The sequence below is a fragment of the Pseudomonas spartinae genome (assembly GCF_965197125.1).
GTDB classification, from domain to species: domain Bacteria; phylum Pseudomonadota; class Gammaproteobacteria; order Pseudomonadales; family Pseudomonadaceae; genus Aquipseudomonas; species Aquipseudomonas composti_A.
Window position 1 is genome coordinate 116,392 of sequence record NZ_CBDAMB010000001.1, and the last position, 21,965, is coordinate 138,356.

The 21,965-nt window shown below is 63.8% G+C and carries 19 protein-coding genes; 14 read left to right on the forward strand and 5 right to left on the reverse strand.

The window, feature by feature from the left end; translation table 11 throughout:
* Nucleotides 1–525 precede the first annotated feature (525 nt).
* From putA to ACN8M7_RS00575, 7 genes are all read left to right on the forward strand, one after another.
* Nucleotides 526–4,461 (forward strand): trifunctional transcriptional regulator/proline dehydrogenase/L-glutamate gamma-semialdehyde dehydrogenase, encoded by a 3,936-nt coding sequence (putA, locus tag ACN8M7_RS00545; RefSeq protein ID WP_490259422.1) that lies wholly within the window; start codon nt 526–528, stop codon nt 4,459–4,461.
* Nucleotides 4,462–4,798: 337 nt separating this feature from the next.
* Nucleotides 4,799–6,226 carry an arginine-ornithine antiporter gene (gene arcD / locus ACN8M7_RS00550; protein WP_490259423.1) on the forward strand — a complete coding sequence of 476 codons (1,428 nt, stop codon included), beginning with the start codon at nt 4,799–4,801 and terminating at the stop codon, nt 6,224–6,226.
* A gap of 74 nt (nt 6,227–6,300) precedes the next feature.
* Nucleotides 6,301–7,551 carry an arginine deiminase gene (gene arcA / locus ACN8M7_RS00555; RefSeq protein WP_490259424.1) on the forward strand — a complete coding sequence of 417 codons (1,251 nt, stop codon included), beginning with the start codon at nt 6,301–6,303 and terminating at the stop codon, nt 7,549–7,551.
* A 64-nt stretch (nt 7,552–7,615) separates the two neighbouring features.
* Nucleotides 7,616–8,626 (forward strand): ornithine carbamoyltransferase, encoded by a 1,011-nt coding sequence (locus ACN8M7_RS00560; RefSeq protein ID WP_490259425.1) that lies wholly within the window; start codon nt 7,616–7,618, stop codon nt 8,624–8,626.
* 143 nt (nt 8,627–8,769) lie between these two features.
* Complete coding sequence (gene arcC, locus ACN8M7_RS00565) at nt 8,770–9,696, forward strand: carbamate kinase (protein WP_490259426.1); 927 nt, start codon at nt 8,770–8,772, stop codon at nt 9,694–9,696.
* An 11-nt stretch (nt 9,697–9,707) separates the two neighbouring features.
* Nucleotides 9,708–10,073 (forward strand): DUF5064 family protein, encoded by a 366-nt coding sequence (locus ACN8M7_RS00570; protein WP_061242030.1) that lies wholly within the window; start codon nt 9,708–9,710, stop codon nt 10,071–10,073.
* Nucleotides 10,074–10,266: 193 nt separating this feature from the next.
* Nucleotides 10,267–11,223: a hypothetical protein gene (locus ACN8M7_RS00575; protein WP_490259427.1), complete on the forward strand. Its 957-nt coding sequence runs from the start codon at nt 10,267–10,269 to the stop codon at nt 11,221–11,223.
* Nucleotides 11,224–11,234: 11 nt separating this feature from the next.
* On the opposite strand, the gene lpdA is transcribed toward ACN8M7_RS00575, so the two are convergent.
* The gene (lpdA, locus tag ACN8M7_RS00580; protein WP_490259428.1) at nt 11,235–12,635 is read right to left on the reverse strand and encodes a dihydrolipoyl dehydrogenase; all 1,401 of its coding nucleotides are present in this window, start codon (nt 12,633–12,635) and stop codon (nt 11,235–11,237) included.
* A 15-nt stretch (nt 12,636–12,650) separates the two neighbouring features.
* Nucleotides 12,651–13,850 (reverse strand): Bcr/CflA family efflux MFS transporter, encoded by a 1,200-nt coding sequence (locus tag ACN8M7_RS00585; RefSeq protein WP_490259429.1) that lies wholly within the window; start codon nt 13,848–13,850, stop codon nt 12,651–12,653.
* A gap of 95 nt (nt 13,851–13,945) precedes the next feature.
* Between ACN8M7_RS00585 and ACN8M7_RS00590 the strand changes: the two genes are divergently transcribed.
* Together ACN8M7_RS00590 and ACN8M7_RS00595 are read left to right on the forward strand one after the other, a co-directional pair.
* Nucleotides 13,946–14,515: a PaaI family thioesterase gene (locus ACN8M7_RS00590; protein ID WP_061242038.1), complete on the forward strand. Its 570-nt coding sequence runs from the start codon at nt 13,946–13,948 to the stop codon at nt 14,513–14,515.
* A gap of 29 nt (nt 14,516–14,544) precedes the next feature.
* Nucleotides 14,545–15,111, forward strand: a complete 567-nt coding sequence (locus ACN8M7_RS00595) for a TetR/AcrR family transcriptional regulator (RefSeq protein ID WP_061242040.1) — start codon at nt 14,545–14,547, stop codon at nt 15,109–15,111.
* Between the two features lie 17 nt (nt 15,112–15,128).
* On the opposite strand, the gene ACN8M7_RS00600 is transcribed toward ACN8M7_RS00595, so the two are convergent.
* A complete protein-coding gene (locus ACN8M7_RS00600; protein ID WP_490259430.1) occupies nt 15,129–15,923 on the reverse strand; it encodes an SDR family NAD(P)-dependent oxidoreductase in 795 nt (264 codons plus the stop codon).
* Nucleotides 15,924–16,352: 429 nt separating this feature from the next.
* Between ACN8M7_RS00600 and ACN8M7_RS00605 the strand changes: the two genes are divergently transcribed.
* From ACN8M7_RS00605 to ACN8M7_RS00615, 3 genes are all read left to right on the forward strand, one after another.
* The gene (locus ACN8M7_RS00605) at nt 16,353–17,159 is read left to right on the forward strand and encodes an outer membrane protein OmpK (RefSeq protein WP_490259431.1); all 807 of its coding nucleotides are present in this window, start codon (nt 16,353–16,355) and stop codon (nt 17,157–17,159) included.
* 120 nt (nt 17,160–17,279) lie between these two features.
* Nucleotides 17,280–18,125: an EamA family transporter gene (locus ACN8M7_RS00610; RefSeq protein ID WP_490259432.1), complete on the forward strand. Its 846-nt coding sequence runs from the start codon at nt 17,280–17,282 to the stop codon at nt 18,123–18,125.
* Nucleotides 18,126–18,179: 54 nt separating this feature from the next.
* On the forward strand, nt 18,180–18,653 hold the full coding sequence (locus ACN8M7_RS00615; protein ID WP_490259433.1) for an LEA/WHy family protein: 474 nt from the start codon (nt 18,180–18,182) through the stop codon (nt 18,651–18,653).
* Between the two features lie 17 nt (nt 18,654–18,670).
* Here ACN8M7_RS00615 and ACN8M7_RS00620 read toward each other — a convergent pair whose 3' ends face one another.
* The gene (locus ACN8M7_RS00620; RefSeq protein WP_490259434.1) at nt 18,671–19,465 is read right to left on the reverse strand and encodes a gamma-glutamyl-gamma-aminobutyrate hydrolase family protein; all 795 of its coding nucleotides are present in this window, start codon (nt 19,463–19,465) and stop codon (nt 18,671–18,673) included.
* Between the two features lie 467 nt (nt 19,466–19,932).
* On the opposite strand from ACN8M7_RS00620, the gene ACN8M7_RS00625 reads away from it, so the two are divergent.
* Together ACN8M7_RS00625 and ACN8M7_RS00630 are read left to right on the forward strand one after the other, a co-directional pair.
* The gene (locus ACN8M7_RS00625; RefSeq protein ID WP_490259435.1) at nt 19,933–20,274 is read left to right on the forward strand and encodes a zinc ribbon domain-containing protein YjdM; all 342 of its coding nucleotides are present in this window, start codon (nt 19,933–19,935) and stop codon (nt 20,272–20,274) included.
* 76 nt (nt 20,275–20,350) lie between these two features.
* Nucleotides 20,351–21,073 carry a substrate-binding periplasmic protein gene (locus ACN8M7_RS00630; protein WP_490259436.1) on the forward strand — a complete coding sequence of 241 codons (723 nt, stop codon included), beginning with the start codon at nt 20,351–20,353 and terminating at the stop codon, nt 21,071–21,073.
* 4 nt (nt 21,074–21,077) lie between these two features.
* Here the strand turns inward: ACN8M7_RS00630 and ACN8M7_RS00635 are convergent, their stop codons facing one another.
* Nucleotides 21,078–21,758, reverse strand: a complete 681-nt coding sequence (locus ACN8M7_RS00635) for a hypothetical protein (protein WP_156458641.1) — start codon at nt 21,756–21,758, stop codon at nt 21,078–21,080.
* Between the last annotated feature and the right edge of the window lie 207 nt (nt 21,759–21,965).

Here is a 21,965-nt window from a genome sequence, read left to right on the forward strand (position 1 = left end):
TGCGCCTCTATCACGCCCTCCGCCGACCGTCACCGCCACCCTGCACGAACACGCCAGCACAACGCGCCCGACGACCGGGAACCACACCCCGGCAATCTCGCGGTCTATGCTCAATAGAGGTTACCGAGTTGCGATAGCGCTCGACGCCTTGGTCATCCCGCTGGCAAGCGACCGCGCGCGGGTAGCACCGAGGTTGCACCAGCATGGCGCAGCGCATCGACCCGCCGCATCAGGCGAATGTTTCTCAGCGCCCGCGTCAAGACTGGCGAACACCCCACATGCCGCTCAAGCCAGCATAAACCGGGGCTGGAGCGGCATTATCCAGCGCTGAATGAACGTCCGTCGGGGCGACGATCTAATTGGTTGCACCTAGTTGCACCAAGGACCAAAGCAGGTTTAATCTCCCGCAGCTTTTTTGCTGCCCGCCAATCATGGCGGCAACGCATCGGGCCGTCGCAGGCGACGTCAAAAATTGCCCAGGCAATTTTTCTACCGTGCATAACCTGACAATAAGTAGGACTCTCCATGGCTACTACCACGCTTGGCGTAAAACTCGACGATGCCACCCGCGAGCGCCTGAAAAAGGCCGCCGCGCAGATCGACCGTACGCCGCACTGGATGATCAAGCAGGCGATCTTCAATTATCTGGAGCAAGTCGAGAGTGGCCTGACGCCCGCCGAACATGCCGGCCTGGCTGCCGCAGCCGGTGAAGAAGCCCTGGAGTCGCTGACCGAGCAAGGCCTGCAGGTGTTTCTCGACTTCGCCGAGAGCATCCTCCCGCAGTCGGTACTGCGCGCCGCCATCACCAGTGCCTACCGTCGCCCGGAGACCGAAGTGGTGCCGATGCTGCTGGAACAGGCACGCCTGAACCCGGAACAGGCCGAGGCTTCGCAGAAGCTGGCCCTGGGGATTGCCGAGAAGCTGCGCAATCAGAAGAACGCCAGCGGCCGCCAGGGTCTGGTACAGGGTCTGCTGCAGGAGTTCTCGCTGTCGTCGCAGGAAGGCGTGGCGCTGATGTGCCTGGCCGAAGCCCTGCTGCGCATCCCTGACAAGGCCACCCGCGACGCACTGATCCGCGACAAGATCGCCAATGGCAATTGGAGCCAGCACCTCGGCCAGAGCCCGTCGATGTTCGTCAACGCGGCGAGCTGGGGCCTGCTGATCACCGGCAAGCTGGTGTCCACCCACAACGAGGCCGGCATGACCTCGTCGCTCAACCGCATCATCGGCAAGAGCGGTGAGCCGGTGATCCGCAAGGGCGTGGACATGGCCATGCGCCTGATGGGCGAGCAGTTCGTCACCGGCGAAACCATCGCCGAAGCCCTGGCCAACGCCGCCACTCTGGAAGCCAGGGGCTTCCGCTACTCCTACGACATGCTCGGTGAAGCCGCGCTGACCGAGGAAGACGCCAAGCGTTACCTGGCCTCCTACGAGCAGGCCATCCACGCCATCGGCAAGGCCTCGCACGGTCGCGGCATCTACGAAGGCCCGGGCATCTCGATCAAGCTCTCGGCCCTGCACCCACGCTACAGCCGCGCCCAGTACGAGCGGGTGATGGACGAGCTGTACCCGACCCTGCTGAGCCTGACCCAACTGGCCAAGCAGTACGATATCGGCCTCAACATCGACGCCGAGGAAGCCGACCGCCTGGAGCTGTCGCTGGATCTGCTCGAACGCCTGTGCTTCGAGCCAAGCCTGGCCGGCTGGAACGGCATCGGTTTCGTCATCCAGGCCTACCAGAAGCGCTGCCCATACGTGATCGACTATGTGATCGACCTGGCCAAGCGCAGCCGTCACCGCCTGATGATCCGCCTGGTGAAAGGCGCCTACTGGGACAGCGAAATCAAGCTGGCCCAAGTCAACGGCCTGGAAGGCTACCCGGTGTACACCCGCAAGCCGTACACCGATGTCTCCTACATCGCCTGCGCGCGCAAGCTGCTGGCCGCGCCGGAAGCCATCTACCCGCAGTTCGCCACCCACAACGCCCACTCGCTGTCGGCCATCTACCACCTGGCCGGGCAGAACTACTACCCGGGCCAGTACGAGTTCCAGTGCCTGCACGGCATGGGCGAGCCGCTGTACGAGCAAGTGGTGGGCAAGCTCAAGGATGGCAAGCTGAACCGTCCGTGCCGCATCTACGCCCCGGTCGGCAGCCACGAAACCCTGCTGGCCTACCTGGTACGCCGCCTGCTGGAAAACGGCGCCAACACCAGCTTCGTCAACCGCATCGCCGACCACAGCATCTCGCTGAAAGACCTGGTGCTCGACCCGGTGCTACAGGTCGAGCAGATGGCCGCGCAGGAAGGCAGCATTGGCCTGCCGCATCCGCGTATCGCCCTGCCGCGTGACCTGTACGGCCAGGAGCGGGTCAACTCCGCCGGCCTGGATCTGGCCAACGAACACCGCCTCGGTTCGCTGTCCTCGGCGTTGCTGTCGACCGCCAACCTGAACTACCTGGCCGAGCCGATGCTCGGTTGCGATGGCGCCAACCCGGGCGAGCCGGAGCCGGTGCGCAACCCGGCCGATCACCGCGATCTGGTCGGCCACGTGCGCGAAGCCAGCATTGCCGACGTCGACAGCGCCATCCTCTGCGCCCTGGCCAGTGGGCAGATCTGGCAATCTACCCGGCCAGCCGAACGCGCCGCCGTGCTGGAGCGCGCCGCCGACCTGATGGAAGCCGAGCTGCAGCAATTGATGGGCCTGCTGGTGCGCGAGTCCGGCAAGACCTTCGCCAACGCCATCGCCGAGGTGCGCGAGGCGGTGGACTTCCTGCGTTACTACGCGATCCAGGCACGCAGCTTCGGCAACGATAGCCACCGCCCGCTTGGCCCGGTGGTGTGCATCAGCCCGTGGAACTTTCCCCTGGCGATCTTCAGTGGCCAGGTGGCCGCCGCACTGGCCGCCGGCAACACCGTACTGGCCAAGCCGGCCGAACAGACGCCGCTGATCGCCGCCCAGGCCGTGCGCATTCTGCTCGAAGCCGGCGTGCCGGCCGGTGCCGTGCAATTGCTGCCGGGCCGTGGCGAAACCGTCGGCGCGCGCCTGGTGGGTGACGAGCGCGTGCGTGGGGTGATGTTCACCGGCTCCACCGAAGTGGCCGGCATCCTCCAGCGCAACATCGCCGGGCGCCTCGACGCCCAGGGCCGCACCATTCCGCTGATCGCCGAAACCGGCGGCCTCAACGCCATGATCGTCGACTCCTCGGCGCTGACCGAGCAGGTGGTGATGGACGTGGTCGCCTCCGCCTTCGACAGCGCCGGCCAGCGTTGCTCGGCCCTGCGCGTGCTGTGCGTGCAGGACGACGTGGCCGACCGCGTGCTGACCATGCTCAAGGGCGCCATGGCCGAATACACCCTCGGCAACCCGGAGCGCCTCAATACCGACATCGGCCCGGTGATCGACGCCGAAGCCAAGAGCGGCATCGAAACCCATATCGCCAAGCTGCGTGAGAAAGGCCGCAAGGTCACCCAACTGGCGCGCGTCAACGGTGACGAGATCAAGCGCGGCACCTTCGTCGTGCCGACCCTGATCGAGCTGGACAGCTTCGATGAGATGAAACGCGAGATCTTCGGCCCGGTGCTGCACGTGGTGCGCTACCAGCGCGCCGATCTGGGCAAGCTGCTGCAGCAGATCAACGACAGCGGCTATGGCCTGACCCTCGGCGTGCACACGCGCATCGACGAGACCATCGCCCAGGTGGTCGGCACCGCCAAGGTCGGCAACCTGTACGTCAACCGCAACATGGTCGGCGCCGTGGTCGGCGTGCAGCCGTTCGGCGGCGAAGGTCTGTCCGGCACCGGCCCGAAAGCCGGTGGCCCGCTGTACCTGTTCCGCCTGCTCTCGACCCGCCCGCAGGAGGCTGTCGCCCAGTACCTGCAACAGACCGAGGTCCAGGCCCTGCCGGCCCCTACCGAGCTGGACAAGCTGCGCGCTGCCTTCGCCGAGTGGGCGAGCAAGCAGGAACCGGCCATCGCCGCGCTGTTCGAGCAGTATCGCGGCCTGTCGCAGAGCTACAGCGCGCACACGCTGACCGGCCCGACCGGCGAGCGCAACAGCTACACCCTGCTGCCGCGCGAGCACGTGCTGAACCTGGCCGACGAGCGCGGCGATCTGCTGGCGCAGCTGGCTGCCACCTTGGCCGTTGGCAGCCGGGCGATCTGGCTGGAAAGCCAGCGCGCGCTGTACAGCGAACTGCCGAAGGAGGTGCAGAAGCACATCCGGCTGGTGGGTGACTGGAACAGCGTCGACGTGGAGCTGGACGCCATCCTGCACCACGGCGACTCCGATCAGCTGCGCGCGGTGAGCGAACAAGCGGCGCAGCGCAAGGGCGCGATCATCGGCGTGCACGGCCTGAACAAGGGCGAGACCGACATCGCCCTGGAGCGTCTGCTGGTGGAACACGCCCTGAGCGTCAACACCGCAGCCGCTGGTGGCAACGCCAGCCTGATGACCATTGGTTAAACGCCAAGGTCATCGATAAGTCATGCCGTGGAAAGCTGGCTGAAAGCTTTCCACGGCATGCTGTACCCACATGACGCAACTGCCTGCAGGGGCTACCCGCCCGGCGTCGTGCTCCTTCCTTTGACCTTAGGGTCTGCGCCAGCCTACCCGGCCAGCGCGTCGAGCGGGGCCAACCGCCCCGCCCGCTCCCTCCCCTTCAGCGAACGACTCCCAGCCGGCGATGCAGCTCGCAAAGGTGTGTGTCGATAAACCCTGAGCATTGATTCAGATCAGGGTGCTGCGCTGGCCAAGCGCGCTCAATACCTCAGTCCCCACAGGTGACACGGAGGTAATTGAGATGTCTGCTTCGACGCAAAAACTCCGCCTCGGCGCCCTCGTCGCGCTGGTCGTCGGCTCCATGGTTGGCGGCGGTATCTTCTCGCTACCGCAAAATATCGCCGCCAGCGCCAGCGCCGGCGCCACCCTGATCGGCTGGTTGATCACCGGGGTCGGCATGCTGACTCTGGCATTCGTGTTCCAGACCCTGGCCAACCGCAAGCCCGAACTCGACGGCGGCGTATACGCCTATGCCAAGGCCGGTTTCGGCGACTACATGGGCTTCTCCTCGGCCTGGGGCTACTGGATCAGCGCCTGGATCGGCAACGTCAGCTACCTGGTGCTGCTGTTCTCCACCCTGGGTTACTTCTTCCCGGTATTCGGCGAAGGCAACACCCTGCCAGCGGTGATCTGCGCCTCGATTCTGCTCTGGCTGCTGCACTTTCTGGTGCTGCGTGGGATCAAGGAGGCGGCCTTCATCAACACGGTGACCACGGTGGCGAAGATGCTGCCGCTGGCGCTGTTCATCATCATCGCCGCCATCGCCTTCAAGCTGGACGTGTTCACCACGGACTTCTGGGGCGCTGGTAATCCCGAACTGGGCAGCGTGATGGATCAGGTGCGCAACATGATGCTGGTCACCGTCTGGGTGTTCATCGGCATCGAGGGTGCGAGCATCTTCTCCGCCCGCGCCGAAAAACGCAGCGATGTCGGCAAGGCCACGGTAATCGGCTTCGTCGGCGTGCTCCTGCTGCTGGTGCTGGTCAACGTGCTCAGCCAGGGCATCCTGGCCCAGGCGCAACTGGCCGGGCTGAAGAACCCGTCCATGGCCAGCGTGCTGGAGCAGGTGGTCGGCCCCTGGGGCGCCCAGCTGATCGCCATCGGCCTGATCGTCTCGCTGGCCGGCGCGCTGCTGTCCTGGACGCTGCTGTGCGGTGAGATTCTCTTCGCCAGCGCCCGCGACCACACCATGCCCGAGTTCCTGCGCAAGGAGAACGCCAACCAGGTTCCGGCCAATGCGCTGTGGCTGTCCAACGGGCTGATCCAGCTGTTTCTGATCATCACCCTGTTCAGCGCCTCCACCTACCTCAGCCTGCTGTACCTGGCCACTTCGATGATCCTGGTGCCGTACTTCTGGTCCAGCGCCTATGCGGTGCTGCTGGCCATACGCGGCGAGACCTACGCAAGCGCCGTCGGCGAGCGCAACAAGGATCTGCTGATCGCGCTGATCTCCACCCTGTACGCGCTGTGGCTGCTGTATGCCGCAGGCATCCAGTACCTGCTGCTCTCGGCGCTGCTCTACGCCCCCGGCGCGATCCTCTTCGCCAAGGCCAAGCACGAGCTGGGGCAGCCCGTTTTCACCGCTCTGGAAAAACTGATTTTCGTCGCCGTACTGATCGGCGCCGCCATCGCGGCCTACGGGCTGTATGCCGGTTTCCTGAGTCTGTAACACCGCTGGCCATGAGCGGCCCGCGACGGGGCGCCGGCCAGCCTGAAAACTCGCTCTACGAGAAGGAGTTCGACATGTCCAAGAAAGCCCTAGGCGTTCATTCCGAAGCCGGCAAATTGCACAAGGTGATGGTCTGCTCGCCGGGCCTGGCGCACCTGCGCCTGACCCCTGCCAACTGCGACGAACTGTTGTTCGACGACGTGATCTGGGTGTCCCAGGCCAAGCGCGATCACTTCGACTTCATGACCAAGATGCGCGAACGCGGCATCGAGGTGGTGGAGATGCACAACCTGCTCGAGGAGACGGTGCGCGACCCGCAGGCGCTGCAGTGGATCCTCGACCGCAAGATCACCGCCAATAGCGTCGGCCTCGGCCTGCTCACGGAAGTGCGCGATTTCGTCGAGTCCCTGGAGCCGCGACGCATCGCCGAGTTCCTCATCGGCGGCGTGTCCGGCGCCGACCTGGCCAAGCACCAGGAATCCGAGGCGGCGAAGATGTTCAACGCCTACCTGGGCGAAGCCAGCTTCATCTTCCCGCCACTGCCCAACACCCAGTTCACCCGTGACACCACCTGCTGGATCTACGGCGGCGTCACCCTCAACCCCATGCACTGGCCGGCGCGCCGCCAGGAAACCCTGCTGGCCAGCGCCATCTACAAATTCCACCCGGACTTCGCCGGCGAACAGTTCGAGATCTGGTACGGCGACCCGGACAAGGATCACGGCTCGGCCTCGCTGGAAGGCGGCGACGTCATGCCCGTCGGCAACGGCACCGTGCTGATCGGCATGGGCGAACGCACCTCGCACCAGGCCATTGGCCAGGTGGCCCGCGCGCTGTTCGCCAAGGGCGCGGCGGACAAGGTCATAGTCGCCGGCCTCGATCGCTCGCGCGCGGCCATGCACCTGGACACCGTGTTCAGCTTCTGCGACCGCGACCTGGTGACCATCTTCCCGGAAGTGGCCAACTCCATCGTGCCCTTCACCCTGCGCCCGGACGAGAGCCGCCCCGGCGGCATCGACGTGCGCCGCGAGGACAAACCCTTCGTCGAGGTGGTCGCCGAATCGCTCGGCCTGGCCAAGCTGCGCGTGGTGGAAACCGGCGGTGACGCCTACGAGGCCGAGCGCGAGCAGTGGGACGACGGCAACAACGTGATCTGCCTGGAGCCGGGGGTGGTGATCGGCTACGACCGCAATACCTACACCAACACCCTGCTGCGCAAGGCCGGCGTCGAAGTCATCACCATCAGCGCCAGCGAACTGGGGCGCGGGCGTGGCGGCGGCCATTGCATGACCTGCCCGATCATCCGCGACCCTATCGATTACTGACCCCGCCAACCCCGGCAGTCACTCGCTGCCGGGGTGTTTCCACTGCCCACAAGGAGAGAGAACCATGGCGTTCAACATGCACAACCGCCACCTGCTCAGCCTGATGCACCACAGCACCCGCGAGCTGCGTTACCTGCTCGACCTGTCGCGCGACCTCAAGCGCGCCAAGTACACCGGCACCGAGCAGCAACATCTGCACCGCAAGAACATCGCGCTGATCTTCGAGAAGACCTCCACCCGCACCCGCTGCGCCTTCGAGGTGGCCGCCTACGACCAGGGGGCCAACGTCACTTACATCGACCCCAACTCCTCGCAGATCGGCCACAAGGAATCGATGAAGGACACCGCCCGCGTGCTCGGCCGCATGTACGACGCCATCGAGTACCGCGGCTTCAAGCAGGAGATCGTCGAAGAACTGGCCACCTACGCCGGCGTGCCGGTGTTCAACGGCCTGACCGACGAGTACCACCCGACGCAGATGCTCGCCGACGTGCTGACCATGCGCGAACACAGCGACAAGCCGCTGCACGACATCGCCTACGCCTACCTCGGTGATGCGCGCAACAACATGGGCAACTCGCTGCTGCTGATCGGCGCCAAGCTCGGCATGGACGTGCGCATCGCCGCTCCCAAGGCGCTGTGGCCGAGCGACGAACACGTCGCCGCCTGCAAGCGCTTCGCCGAGGAAAGCGGCGCGCGCCTGCTGTTCACCGAAGATCCGAAGGAAGCGGTCAAGGGCGTCGACTTCGTCCACACCGACGTCTGGGTGTCGATGGGCGAGCCGGTGGAAGCCTGGGGCGAGCGTATCCAGGAACTGCTGCCCTACCAGGTCAATGCCGACATCATGAAAGCCGCCGGCAACCCACGGGTGAAGTTCATGCATTGCCTGCCGGCCTTCCACAACAGCGAGACCAAGGTTGGCAAACAGATCGCGGAAAAGCACCCGCAGTTGGCCAACGGCATCGAGGTCACCGAAGAGGTGTTCGAGTCGCCCTGGAACATCGCCTTCGAACAAGCGGAGAACCGCATGCACACCATCAAGGCGATTCTGGTGGCCACTCTGGCTGATATTTAGGTTCACGTAGCCCGGATGCAATCCGGGGATGGGCTTGTCTCCCCTCTCCCATAAATGGGGGAGGGGCCGGGGGAGAGGGTCTGGCCGGCGACGCCGAGCCCAGACCACGCCCCGGATTCAATCCGAACGCCAAGGAGAACAACATGCGACTCGTCATCGCCCTGGGCGGCAACGCCCTGCTTCGTCGCGGCGAAGCCATGACCGCAGACAACCAGCGTGACAACGTGCGCGTCGCTTGCCAGCAGATCGCCAAGGTGGCGCCAGGCGTTGAGCTGGTGATCGCCCATGGCAACGGCCCTCAGGTCGGCCTGCTGGCCCTGCAGGGCAACGCCTTCGACGCCGCCAACCCTTACCCGCTGGACGTACTCGGCGCCGAGACCGAAGGCATGATCGGCTATATGATCGAACAGGAGCTGGGCAACCTGCTGCCGTTCGAAGTGCCCTTCGCCACCCTGCTCACTCAGGTGGAAGTGGATGGCGCCGACCCGGCGTTCAAGAACCCCAGCAAGCCCATCGGCCCGGTCTACAGCAAAGAGCAGGCCCAACGCCTGGCCGCCGAGAAAGACTGGAGCATCGCTGCCGACGGCGACAAGTTCCGCCGTGTGGTGGCCAGCCCACGGCCGCAGCGCATCTTCGAGATCCGCCCGATCAAATGGCTGCTGGAAAAGGGCAGCGTGGTGATCTGCGCGGGTGGCGGTGGCATCCCGACGATGTACGACGGCCAGCAGTTGCGCGGCGTCGAGGCAGTGATCGACAAGGACCTGTGCTCGGCACTGCTGGCCGAACAGCTGGCTGCCGACCTGCTGGTGATCGCCACCGATGTCGACGCCGTCTACATGGACTGGGGCAAGCCGACGCAGCACTCCATTGCTGCAGCCCATCCCGACGCGCTGGCAAAGCTCGGCTTCGCTGCCGGCTCCATGGGACCGAAAGTGCAGGCCGCCTGTGAGTTCGCACGCAATACCGGCAACACCGCGGTGATCGGCTCGCTGGAGAACATCGAGGCCATCGTCCAGGGGCATTGCGGCACACGCATCAGCCTGGACTGCAACTGCATCGTCTATCGCTGAGAGATGCACTCATGTTCACGCCCGGCCATCTGCATCGCGACAACCTCGACCTTCCGGCCTCCCTGCGTCACGCACCGCCGTTCACGGTCGATTTCTACTATGACGTGCGCCAGGACCCAGAGCGCGGCCCCATGCTGCACATGCGTCTTGCTGGCGACGTGGACGGCAAGCCATTCGCGGAAGAATTCGAGCTGTACCGCGATGTTGCCTACAACTTCGCCAGTGTCGCCACCCGCGTCGCCGCGCGTCACGGCCTGCCGATCAAGGCCAGCCCGGTGATGCGCAGTCACGAGGAGTACGACCGCATTTTCGCCGACATTCGCGCCAAGCTGCACGCCAGGCCGGGCGAGCCGGTGAACCTGAATCACGTGCTCTGACACGTCTGCATCCGAACAAACGCAGCGCCTGCAGAGGGCGCCCGCGCGCATCGCTGAAGCCGCTCGACTGCCGCCGTCAGCAGCGCTTGCAGAAGTGACTGCACCTCAAGACGCCCGCCCAACTGCCGATCTAGATCACATGGCGCGGCAGCTAGCTGCGCGCGCAGGACAGCACAAACCAAGGGATGTGGACATGACACACTTCAGCGTGGAAGGACTACTGGCATACCGCTCCTTCAAGGCGGGCTCGGCTAACGCCGTTATTCAACGCGACGCCGCTCCATCCAAGTCATCACCTGGCCCACAGGCCGTCGGTAGCGACACGGGCGTGAAGGTAACCCTCTCGCCCGCCGCCACGAAGATATCCTTGCTCCTGAAAAACGAGTCCGCGGGCAAGGCCAGCGCGGCGGTCGGCTTCGACGAGTTTGTGGAAAGCAACCACCAGCAGATCAAGGCACAGGGCAAGAATGCCGACTTCCTCAAGGAAGTTCCCCAGGATCCGAGCCCGGAACGACAAGTCCTGGCCCAGCAAGCAGCCAACTACCTTCTCAGCCATCATTACGGTGAAGAGAAGCTGCATAGCAATCGCTCGGCGGAAAACCCATTCGCAGCACTGGATCGAGTGACGCTTTCAAAAATTTCCTTTGATGACTCAGGACTGTTTACTACAGCAGAGCGCCAGGTCGCGTTTCTGGAAATGACCAATCGAGATCTGGTGCATCGCAACGAAACATATGAGTTGAGTGAGACACTGCAAAGAACGGATGACTCCGCGCCCTGGTTCATGGTGACCAGTTATCTCAGAGATGCGCAGTTGATCGGCAGCATGAGCGAAGGCGAGAAGGCCTGGCGAAACTGGCCACCCGCGACCGAGCTGGAAGCCTTTGCGGCGTCGATGCTACGCAACGACCCCGGCCGGGAGCCAACCTTGCCGGAGTATCAGAACCTGAATAACCAGGACAAACCCATCCTGGCCTACGTGGTTGGCAAGGATGGTTCAGGCAGTTGGCAGAACCTCGCAGTCGAAGACCTGGCGTCGGACACCATGCCGCTCAAACTCATCCAATCCTTGATCGAAAAAAGCAAAACCAGCCAACCCGAGCATCCGTGGCTATCGCTCTATCTCAGTATCGACAGTCTCGGCCGATAGCCACGCACCTCTCAGGCCTGCATCATCCAGCCATGCACGCCCATCGCCGCCTGACGCCCGGCCTCCGAACGAGTCGGGTGCGGGTGGCAGGTCAGCGCGATGTCCTCGGCCGAAGCGGAAAACTCCATGGCCACGCAGTACTCGCCGATCAGCTCGCCCACGCTCGGACCGATCATGTGCACGCCGAGAATCTGGTCGGTGTTGGCGTCGGCGAGGATCTTCACGAAGCCTTCGGTTTCGTGATTGATCTTCGCCCGGCTGTTGGCGGTGAAGGGGAACTTGCCGACCTTGTAGGCGCGGCCCTCGGCCTTCAGCTCCTCCTCGCCCTTGCCGACGCTGGCCACTTCCGGACGGGTGTAGATCACGCCGGGAATCACCCCATAGTTGACCTCTGCCGCATGCCCGGCGATGCGTTCGATGCAGGCCACGGCCTCATCCTCGGCCTTGTGCGCAAGCATCGGGCCGGAGGTGACGTCGCCGATCACCCACACGCCGGGTACGCCGCTCTGGTGCTTGTCGTTGCCGAGCATGCCGCGCTTGTCGGTGTTAAGGCCGACGCTGTCCAGCCCTAGCCCGTGGGTATAGGGGCGCCGCCCGATGGCCACCAGCACGTAGTCGGCGTCCAGGGTTTCAGCCGCGCCGCCGGCAGCTGGTTCCAGGGTCAGACTGACGCCCGCCTTGCTGGTCTTGGCCCCTGTGACCTTGGTGCCCAGCTTGAAGCTCATGCCCTGCTTGCCGAGCGTGCGCTGCAGCGTCTTGGCGGTTTCGCCGTCCAGGCCCGGGCAGATGCGCTCGAGGTATTCCACCACGGTCACCTGGCTACCCAGGCGACGCCATACCGAGCCCAGCTCCAGGCCGATCACCCCAGCGCCGATTACCACCAGATGCTTGGGCACCTCCGGCAGCGACAGCGCGCCTGTGGAATCGAGGATGCGTACATTGTCGATCTCCACGCCCGGCAACGGCGTCGGCTCGGAGCCGGTGGCGATGACGATGTTCTGCGTCTCCAGCAGGCGCTCGCCGCCCTCGCTCAGTTTGACCTGTACACGCCCGGGGCCGTCGATGCGCCCCCAGCCCTTGACCCATTCCACCTTGTTCTTGCGAAACAGGAATTCCACCCCCTTGGTCAGTGCGTCGACGCTATCGGCCTTCTGCTTCATCATCTGCGCCAGGTTGAGCGTCGGAGTGACCTCCACCCCCAGCGCACTCAGCTCTCCGCCGGCAGCCGCCTCGTAGAGTTCGGAGGCATGCAGCAGCGCCTTGGATGGCATGCAGCCGACGTTCAGGCAGGTGCCACCGAGGGTTTCGCGCCCTTCCACGCAGGCCACTTTCAGGCCCAACTGGCCAGCACGAATGGCGGCGTTGTAACCGCCGGGGCCGGCGCCGATGATGACCACGTCATAGCTGCTCATTACTTTGTCCTCGGATCAGGGGAGTTTGCCGAGCGCCGCAGTCGTGGCGACCGGGCGCAGGCGCAAGAAATGGAAGAACAGAAACGCCAGCACGGCGAACAGCGCGTTCAAGGCAACCATAGGCCAAGCCGAGCCATCCTGCAGGGCGCCCAGCAGCAGGCCAGCGACGGTGGCGCCGGCCATCTGCGAGGAGCCCATCAGCCCCGCCGCCAGCCCGGCGCGCTGGGGGTTGGGAATCACCGCGCCAGCCACGGCAGCCGGCAACAGCATGCCGCCGCCCAACGTCACCAGCACCTGCGGCAGTGACAGCCCCAGCAGCGACAGGCCGAACAGCAGATAGACCACCAGGGTCAGCAGCGATCCGGCCAGCACCAGCGCGACACCGATACCCACTACCCGTTGCGGCCCCAGGCGCTGCACATTGCGCAGGGTGAACACTGCACCGCCGAGCAGGCCGGAAACGATCAGGGCGAAGGTCAGGCCATACTGCGCGGCGCTGAGGCCCAGCAAACCGATGTACACCGACGACGAGCCGGCCACCACGACGAACATCGCGCCATAGGTGCAGGCGATGGTCAGCGCCAGCGCGCGGCAACTGGGCCAAACCTGCAGGTAGCTGGCCTGCAAGCCCTTGAGCCGGCCGGCCTGCGGATCACGCTGCAGATGCGTCTCGCGGTAGCTGCCGAGCACCGACAGCAAGGCCAGGCTGCCCAGCACCAGGGTCGCCAGCAGCGGTGCGCGCCAGCCGCCGTATTGGGTCAGCAGGCCACCGACCAGCGGTGACAGGACGATGGCGGCGAACATGCCCAGCACCGTCAGTGCCAGCGCCGGCCCCGCACGCTCCTGCCACACATCGCGGACGATGGCCCGCGCCAGCACCAGCGCCGCACAAGCGCCCAGGCCCTGCAGCACGCGCAGACCGATCAGCACCTCGATGTTTGGCGCCAGCAGCATGCCCAGGGTCGCCAGCAGGTAGAGGCTCAAGCCGACGAGCAATACCGGCCGGCGCCCCAGGCGATCCGACAGCGGCCCGAGCAGCAGCTGGCCAAGGCCAAAGGCGCCGACGAACAGCGACAGCGCCAGCAGGCTGCTACCCGGCTTGGCATTCAAACCACGCTCCAGCTCGCCCAGCGCAGGAATGAGCAACTGGGTGGAGGTTTCCCCCAGCGCAGTGAGCAGCATCAGGATGATCAGCAGAACTCGGGAAGGTGGCATGACAAGGCTCCGATGGGCAGCGACTGGCGGCCATTTATATTTCGACCATAATATGAAACATTGAATGTCGTCCATCATATTTATCTGGAGCCTGTATGACCGCCCTATCCCGAGATGCCCTCCTCGCCGCCTGGATCGCCGAAGAGCAGGCTGTACGCAGCCAGCTGGCCGCGCCCGGCACCCTCAGCCTGGCGGAAGTCGCCGCCATGACGCCGATGGATTTCTTCGACGGCATCGGCCGTGGCGAGCTGCCGTCGCCACCGATCAACGCCGTGCTCGACTTCACCCCGGTGCAGTGGGCCAGCGGCCTGTTCGTCTTCCAGGGCATGCCCGACCAGCGCCACTACAATCCGCTGGGCAGCGTACACGGAGGCTACATCGCCACCCTGCTCGACTCCTGCATGGGCTGCGCCGTGCACACCCTGCTCAAACCGGGCCAGGGCTACACCACCGCCGACTTGCGGGTGAGCTACATCCGCGCCCTGCGCAGCGAGGCCGGCCCGGTGCGCGCCGAGGGCCGCATCATCCACCTCGGCCGCTCCACCGCACTGGCCGAAGGCCGTCTGTATGACGTCGACGAACGCCTGTACGCCGTCGCCTCCACCACTTGCCTGATTCTCGATATGAATGCGCCGCGCCAGAACAACGACGCGGGTGTAAGATGACAGGCAACATTTGATAGACGAGGCCCGCCATGCGCTATTCGGAAGATCACAAGGCCAAGACCCATCAACGCATCATCGAGGAAGCGGCACTGCGCTTTCGCCGCGACGGCGTTGGGGCCACGGGCTTGCAGCCACTGATGAAGGCGCTGGGCCTGACCCATGGCGGTTTCTACGCTCACTTCAAGTCCAAGGATGACTTGGTGGAAACTGCGCTGCAGCACGCCGTGCAGACCCTGGAAAGCAGCACGGCCGAAGTGCTGCACAGCGCCGAGTCGCCCTTGCCGCTGTTCATCCAGCGCTACCTGTCCGACCTGCACCGTGACAATCCCGGCGCCGGCTGCCCACTACCGACCATGTCTGCCGAACTGGGCCAGCGCGGTGAACCGAGCGCCACCACCGATGCGATGGTGCGCAATCGCCTGGCACTGATCGAGCAGAACCTGGAAGGTGAAAACGCGGAAGACGAAAGCGTACTGATGCTCTCGGCCATGATCGGAGCACTGCTGCTGTCGCGTAGCGTCAAGGACCCGGAGCTGTCCGACCGCCTGCTGCATACGACCCGCCGCCTGTTGATCGAAAAGACGCAAGACCAGTAACGGCCTTGCGCCTGGCATCACTTGTAGCGCGCTGCGGCCTTGTCGTGAGACAGGTTCGGCCCCAGCGCCGCACGTGCCTTGACGAAGGCATCCCAATCGGCGGCGTCGGGTAACGAGGGAATGGTCACCAACTCCTGCTGATCGAAACCAGCCAGCGCGGCATCGACCATCTCACCCACTTCCATGATCATCGACGGCGGCAGCGCCGAAGCATCGGTGCCGCTGCGCTGCCAGATTTCGGTGCGGGTCACGCCCGGCATCACAGCCTGCAGTTGCACACCCGAACCCCGCAGCTCGCCAGCCAGGGTCTGGGTCAAACTCAGCACATAAGCCTTGGTCGCGCTGTAAATGGCATTGAACATTTCCGGCGCCAGCGCCACTACCGAGCCGAGGTTGATGATGCCGCCGCGGCCGACTGCGGAGAAGTTGGCCGCGGCCGCCGCTGCCAGACGGGTCAGCGCCACGACGTTGAGCTGGATCATGCTCTCGGCCTGCTCCAGATCAGCGGACGCCAACGGACCATTCATGGCAACGCCCGCGTTATTGACCAGCAGCGCGAGGGACGCATCCTCCCGCAGGCGCTTTTCCACCTTGAGCACATCGGCCTTGCTGGTGAGATCCGCCGGCATCACTTCGACCGCAACGCCGTACTCGGCGCCCAGACGCTTGGCCAGTGTATCCAGGCGCTGGGCATCACGCGCGACCAGCAGCAAGTCGTAGCCGCGCCGTGCCAGGCGTTCGGCATAAGTGGCGCCGATGCCGGACGAGGCACCAGTGATCAGGGCGGTTCCGGGGGTAGCTTGGGCAGTCATGATGAGTCTCCAGGGTGGTGTGGTGAGTGAGAGGGCATCCTCCCACCAATAGAATTACAGCCATAATTTAATATTTATATTACGACCATAATCAAACTAATCAAGCACACCCCTGAGAAAGCGCTGCAGCCGCCGCCAAACGGTTGCGCACCAAGTTATGGCTTTTTTTGTCCTATCGGTCAGAAAACAGTGCACCCGATACAGCGAAACGATCCTGAAAATCTGTTTATACGATTGATTTGCAAGGGATATGCGCAATCACGAAAATTGGCGCCGTTCTTGCTCTAGCAGCACCAGCCTGACCAGGCGGACAGGTTTAAAACCGTCGCGAGCGCTGCTCAACGTCGCTCAGCAGCGACCCGAAAAGTGTCCGCCAAATATCCCAGGCCAAAAAATCATAACGACACGTCTTAACCACCAGGAGCTTTCATGAATCGCACACTTTCTTCGCTGGCGCTGGCCGGCGGTCTGCTGGCGGGCGGCCAGGCCATCGCCGGTGACCTGCTGCAGTGGCAGAACAACAGCCTGACCTATCTCTACGGCCAGGACTTCAAGATAGATCCGGAAATCCAGCAGACCATCACCTTCGAGCACGCCAGCGGCTGGAGCTTCGGCGACCTGTTCTTCTTCACCGATTTCATCAAGTACAACACTGACGCCACCAATGGCGCAGGTGACGGCCATACCTTCTACGGCGAGTTCAGCCCACGCTTCTCGCTGGGCAAGATCACCGGTGCCGACTTCTCCTTTGGCCCGATCAAGGACGTGCTGATCTCCACCACCTACGAGTTCGGCGAAGATGACGTCGAGTCCTATCTGATCGGCCCGGCAGTCGACCTGGACATCCCCGGTTTCGATTACTTTCAGCTCAACACCTACCTGCGCACCACTGACGGCAGCCGCGCCGGCAGCAATGTCTGGCAGATCACCCCGGTGTGGAGCTACACCATCGCGGTGGGCGAATCGGACATTCTCATCGACGGCTTCATGGACTGGGTGGTGGACAACGACAGCAACCGCCATGGCGACTACCACGCCAACCTGCACTTCAACCCGCAGATCAAGTACGACCTGGGCAAGGCGCTGAAGTGGGGCGAGAAACAGCTGTACGTGGGCATCGAGTACGACTACTGGAAGAACAAGTACGGCATCAAGGATGGTGGCTTCGTCAGCGAGAACTTCGTGGGCTCGACCGACCAGAACACCGCCAGCCTGCTGGTCAAAGCGCACTTCTAACGGTAATCCCCCGCCCGAATGGCCAAGGTCGCAGCCACTTGCGACCTTCTGCCAATGCCATCGCCCAGCCTGACGTGGTTAGCTGCCAGGCATCACCAGACCTTCAGCCAAGGATGGACGATGCCACCGCGTATCCTGCTGCTTACCTGCCTTGCCATGCTGGCCTTCGCCGGCAACTCGCTGCTGTGCCGTCTGGCGCTGCGTGAAACCGATATCGATGCGGCCAGCTTCACCGCCATCCGCCTGCTTGCCGGCGCGCTGACGCTCTGGCTGTTGCTCAAGCTGAGGCAGGCCAGACAACCCGTGGCCGGCAACTGGCCTGGGGCACTGGCGCTGTTTACCTATGCCGCAGCTTTTTCCTTCGCCTATCTGCAGCTGGATACCGGCATCGGCGCCCTGCTGCTGTTCGGCGCGGTGCAGTTGAGCATGCTGCTCTGGGGTTTGCTGCGCGGCGAACGCCTGGGCCTGGTCGCCAGCCTCGGTACGGCGCTGGCCACGGCCGGCCTGCTGGCGCTGCTGCTGCCCGGCGCCAGCGCACCACCGTTGCCGGCGGCCTTGCTGATGCTGCTGGCCGGCATCGCCTGGGGCGCGTACTCGTTGCTCGGGCGCGGCCAGGGTGATCCGTTGGCCGTGACCGCCGGCAACTTTCTGCGAGCGGCTCCCCTGGCCGTGCTGTTAGCGTTGGTGCTGCTGCCTAAGCTCGACTGGGACGGCCCTGGCCTCTTCTATGCCGTGCTGTCCGGCGCGCTGACCTCGGGCGTCGGCTACGCCATCTGGTACAGCGCCCTGCCCGGCCTGCGCGCCAGCCAGGCGGCCACGGTGCAGTTGAGCGTACCGATTCTCGCCGCGCTCGGTGGCAGCCTGCTGCTCAACGAAGCGCTGTCCCTGCGCCTGACCTTGAGCGCCGTTGCCGTGCTCGGCGGCATTGCGCTGGTACTGGGCGCAAGACAACGCGCCGGGAGCTAATGGCGCGCACAGCTGTCTTCTATCCTGACCCCATAACGTCCAGGGAAGATTGTCATGCCTCGTCTGCTTCGTCTTTGCTTGATCAGCCTGTTCGCGGCCACCCTGGGTGCCTGCGCCAGCCTGGGTAATCGTGATCCGCTACGGGTCGATCTGGTTGGCCTGGAACCCTTGCCCGGCCAGGGGCTGGAAGTGCGTTTCGCAGTCAAGTTGCGGGTGCAGAACCCCAATGACAGTGCGGTAAGCTTCAACGGCATGGCGCTGGATCTGGACGTCAACGGCCAGCCGCTGGCCAGTGGCGTCAGCGACCAGAGCGGCAGCGTGCCACGCTTCGGCGAAACGGTATTGAGCGTGCCGGTGAGCATTTCGGCGTTTTCGGTGATGCGGCAGGCCTGGGGCGTGGCCGGCTATCAACCCGGCCAGGAGGTGCCCTATGTGCTGAGCGGCAAACTGGCCGATGGCCTGTTTGGTACGCGCCGCTTCAAAGACAGTGGCACCCTGAACTGGCCGCAACCACCGAGCCCCTACTGACGCAGGGGCTGGCAGGTTCAGGCAGCGCGACGACCATTGCGCGAGGCGACTCGGCGCTGACAGGCGTCACCAAAGGCCTGGAAGATCTTCACCGAATCGGGGTTCAGCGCAGCCTGCCATTCCGGGTGCCACTGCACCGCAACCAGGAAAGGCGAGAGGGTCGGCGCATGAACCGCCTCGATCAGGCCATCCTCGGCGGTGGCCAGTACTTCCAGGCCCTTGCCCAGGTTGCGAATGGCCTGGCCGTGCAAGGAGTTGACCTGAATCTCGTCCTTGCCCATCAGCTCGGCGAACCAGCTACCGGGAAGCGGACGCACGCTGTGGCTGGGGGCGTACTGCACCTCGACCGGGTCGTCGGGATTTTCCCGATGGTCGTTGAAGCCAGGCTCTGCATAGACCTTCTGGTAAATGTCGCCGCCCAGCGCCACGTTGATTTCCTGCATACCCCGGCAGATACCGAAGATCGGCAAACCGCGGGCGATAGCGGCGCGAATCAGCGGTAGGTCGAACAGGTCGCGGTCGCGATCCTGACCCTTGTTCGGCGTTTCGTTCTCCTGCCCGTAAAGCGCCGGGTCGATATTGCTGCCGGCGCCGGTCAGGTACACGCCATCGGCCATATCCAGATACTGCTCGAGGTCCTCGATACCACAGCAGGTGGGCACCAGCACCGGCACGCAACCGGAAAACTCGACCAGGGGCTGGATGTATTTGTGAGTCATTACCTGATAGTCGTGGCCCTTGCGCTGTTGAGCGCCCATGGACATCAGCACGACGGGTTTGCGGGGATTGTTGCGGTTCTTGTTGTTGGACATAAGTCACCTTGGGACAGGCCGGGCCTATCGTTGCTGTGCAGGCCGGCGGCCAGCAGAACCCTCTGCTGTAGCACGTGCGGCCTGTTTGGCTAACCCCATGCACCGAGGCTCATCCTGAGCCTGAGTGCCGCCTTCCGACGGCGGCTCGAAGCGGGTCAACTCCATCTGGAGAGGGGCTGCAGCAACGCAGCCCATTACCCGATTCGGCAACGGAATCTGCAGCCAGTCTGCCCGAGCCGTAAAATATGTCAAACAAATCAACCCGAAACATTGCACTGCCTCAGCTCCAAAGCCCCCGTTTAATGCCCTCTAAGGAGAAAAAAGCTGCCATTCCAGCGAAACCACCACGTTGCAAAAAGTCCAATATTTAAAACACCCAAACACTCGGACGCACCACTTCCCAGGGCGGCGTTTTTCAACAAAACCCTATATAATCTGCGGTTTCTCACCCGTACCGAGGACACCCCTTGACCGCTCTGCCGCCCTGCCCCAAATGCAACTCCGAATACACCTACGAAGACGGTGATCAGCTGATCTGCCCCGAATGCGCCCACGAGTGGAAAGCCGGTGAAAACGCCGACGCGGGTGATGACGCACGGGTGATCAAGGATTCGGTAGGCAACCTGCTGCAGGACGGCGACACCATCACCGTGATCAAGGATCTCAAGGTCAAGGGCTCGTCGCTGGTGGTCAAGGTCGGCACCAAGGTGAAGAACATTCGTCTGGTCGACGGCGATCACGACATCGATTGCAAGATCGATGGCATCGGCGCGATGAAGCTCAAGTCCGAGTTCGTGCGCAAGGTCTGATTCAGTCACACAGCGCCCTCCCTTCCTCGCAGAAATTGGCTAGCCTCAGATACAGGCCAGCCACGAGGAAACCGCCATGCGCTATCTGCTAATTGCTCTAGTGGCGCTGACCAATTCGCTGGCAGCACAGCCCTGGCGGGTGGTGGGCGACGAACAGTTCGCCCCCTACAGCTTCGTCACCGCCGAGGACGACACCCCGCGCGGGCTCGACGTCGAACTGGTCGACGCGGTACTGGACGAAGCCAAGGTAGCGTACGAAATCCGTCTTTATCCCTGGGAGCGGGTCAAGCGCATGCTCGACCGCGGCGAGGTGCAGATGGCCTTTCAGTTCGCCGGCACCCCGCAGCGTCAACGGCAATACGAGCTGGTCGGCCCGCTGCGCAGTGGCTCGACGGTGTTCATGACCACGGCCAAGACTGCCATCACGGACTGGAAGACGCTGCATGACCTGTCGCCGTACGTGATCGGTCAGGTTCGCGGTTACTCCTATGAGGAAAACTTCGACCACGCCGATCTGGCCCGTGACACCAGTGCGCAGAATCCACGGCAACTGGTGTCGATGCTGCTGGCCGGACGCATCGACATCATCGTCGGCGACCATACCCAGTTGCTCTACTTCGTTCGCGAACAGCGCGCGCAGAATCAGGTGCGCGTGCTCCCTCGCCCGCTGATCCAGATGCCACGTTTCGTCGCCTTCGCCAAAGGCGATATCGAACGTGCACGGCAGTTTTCCGAAGCGCTGGTGCGCCTGCGCAACGCGGGCAAGCTGGACGAAATTCAGCAACGCTGGAATCAGTGACGCGCTACTGCACCGGGAGGAAATTCAGCAGGAAAAGACTCTGCGCGTAATTGGCGCCCATACGCCGGTAGCGCTCTTCCAGCACATGGGTGAGCAGATCGAGACGCGCCACCATCTTGCCGAACTCCACCGCATAACTGAGGTTGTTACCCTGCTCGGAGAACTCGTTCGATAGCAGCAGCGGCCGACCCGTGGCATCACGCCGCTGCGACAGCATCCAGCCGGCCTTCTCCAGATTGCGCGCGGCGTTGTGGATGAACTGTGCATTGAAGCTGTCGGTCAGGTAGAACTCGGTGCGACCACCGTGAGCGGTCACCAGCATGCTGCCAATGGCATAGGTGAAAGCAGCCACACGGTCGCCCTGGAAGGCCGGGCTCAGCGAGTAATCCAGCGCGGCGACATCGCGCCTGCCGCCCAGGGTTGGCCAGTCCTGATTGTGCTCGATGGCGTACTGGATGGCGCGCTCTGCACTGGCGGCATCGGGCAGCGAGTTCTTGCGCCATTCGCGCGGGTTGCGCTGGTAGAGCTTGTGCATCAGCCGGTACAGGCTGTTGAGATTGTTGCGCATGGCCAGGGTGGCCATACGATCGACGTCAGTCTGCAGCACCTCGGTGGGCTTGATCGGACTGCGTGTATTGAGAATGGAGTCGTTATCTAGACGACCGCTGCAGCCACTGAGCAGCATCAGCGCGGCCAACCCGGGCAGCACTGTCCGCAGCCAGAATGCCGAGCTGTTGAATGGCCTGCCCCATGCGGCAGACACGGGCCTCACTCCCATGCAAAGGTTCCCTGGCTGGCACGCGCCACAGTGGCGCGCGCAACACTCAGAACATCAGTAAAGCGCAAAAATTCCACAGCGCCCGTGCACTGGCGCATAAAACGTGCCGATCAT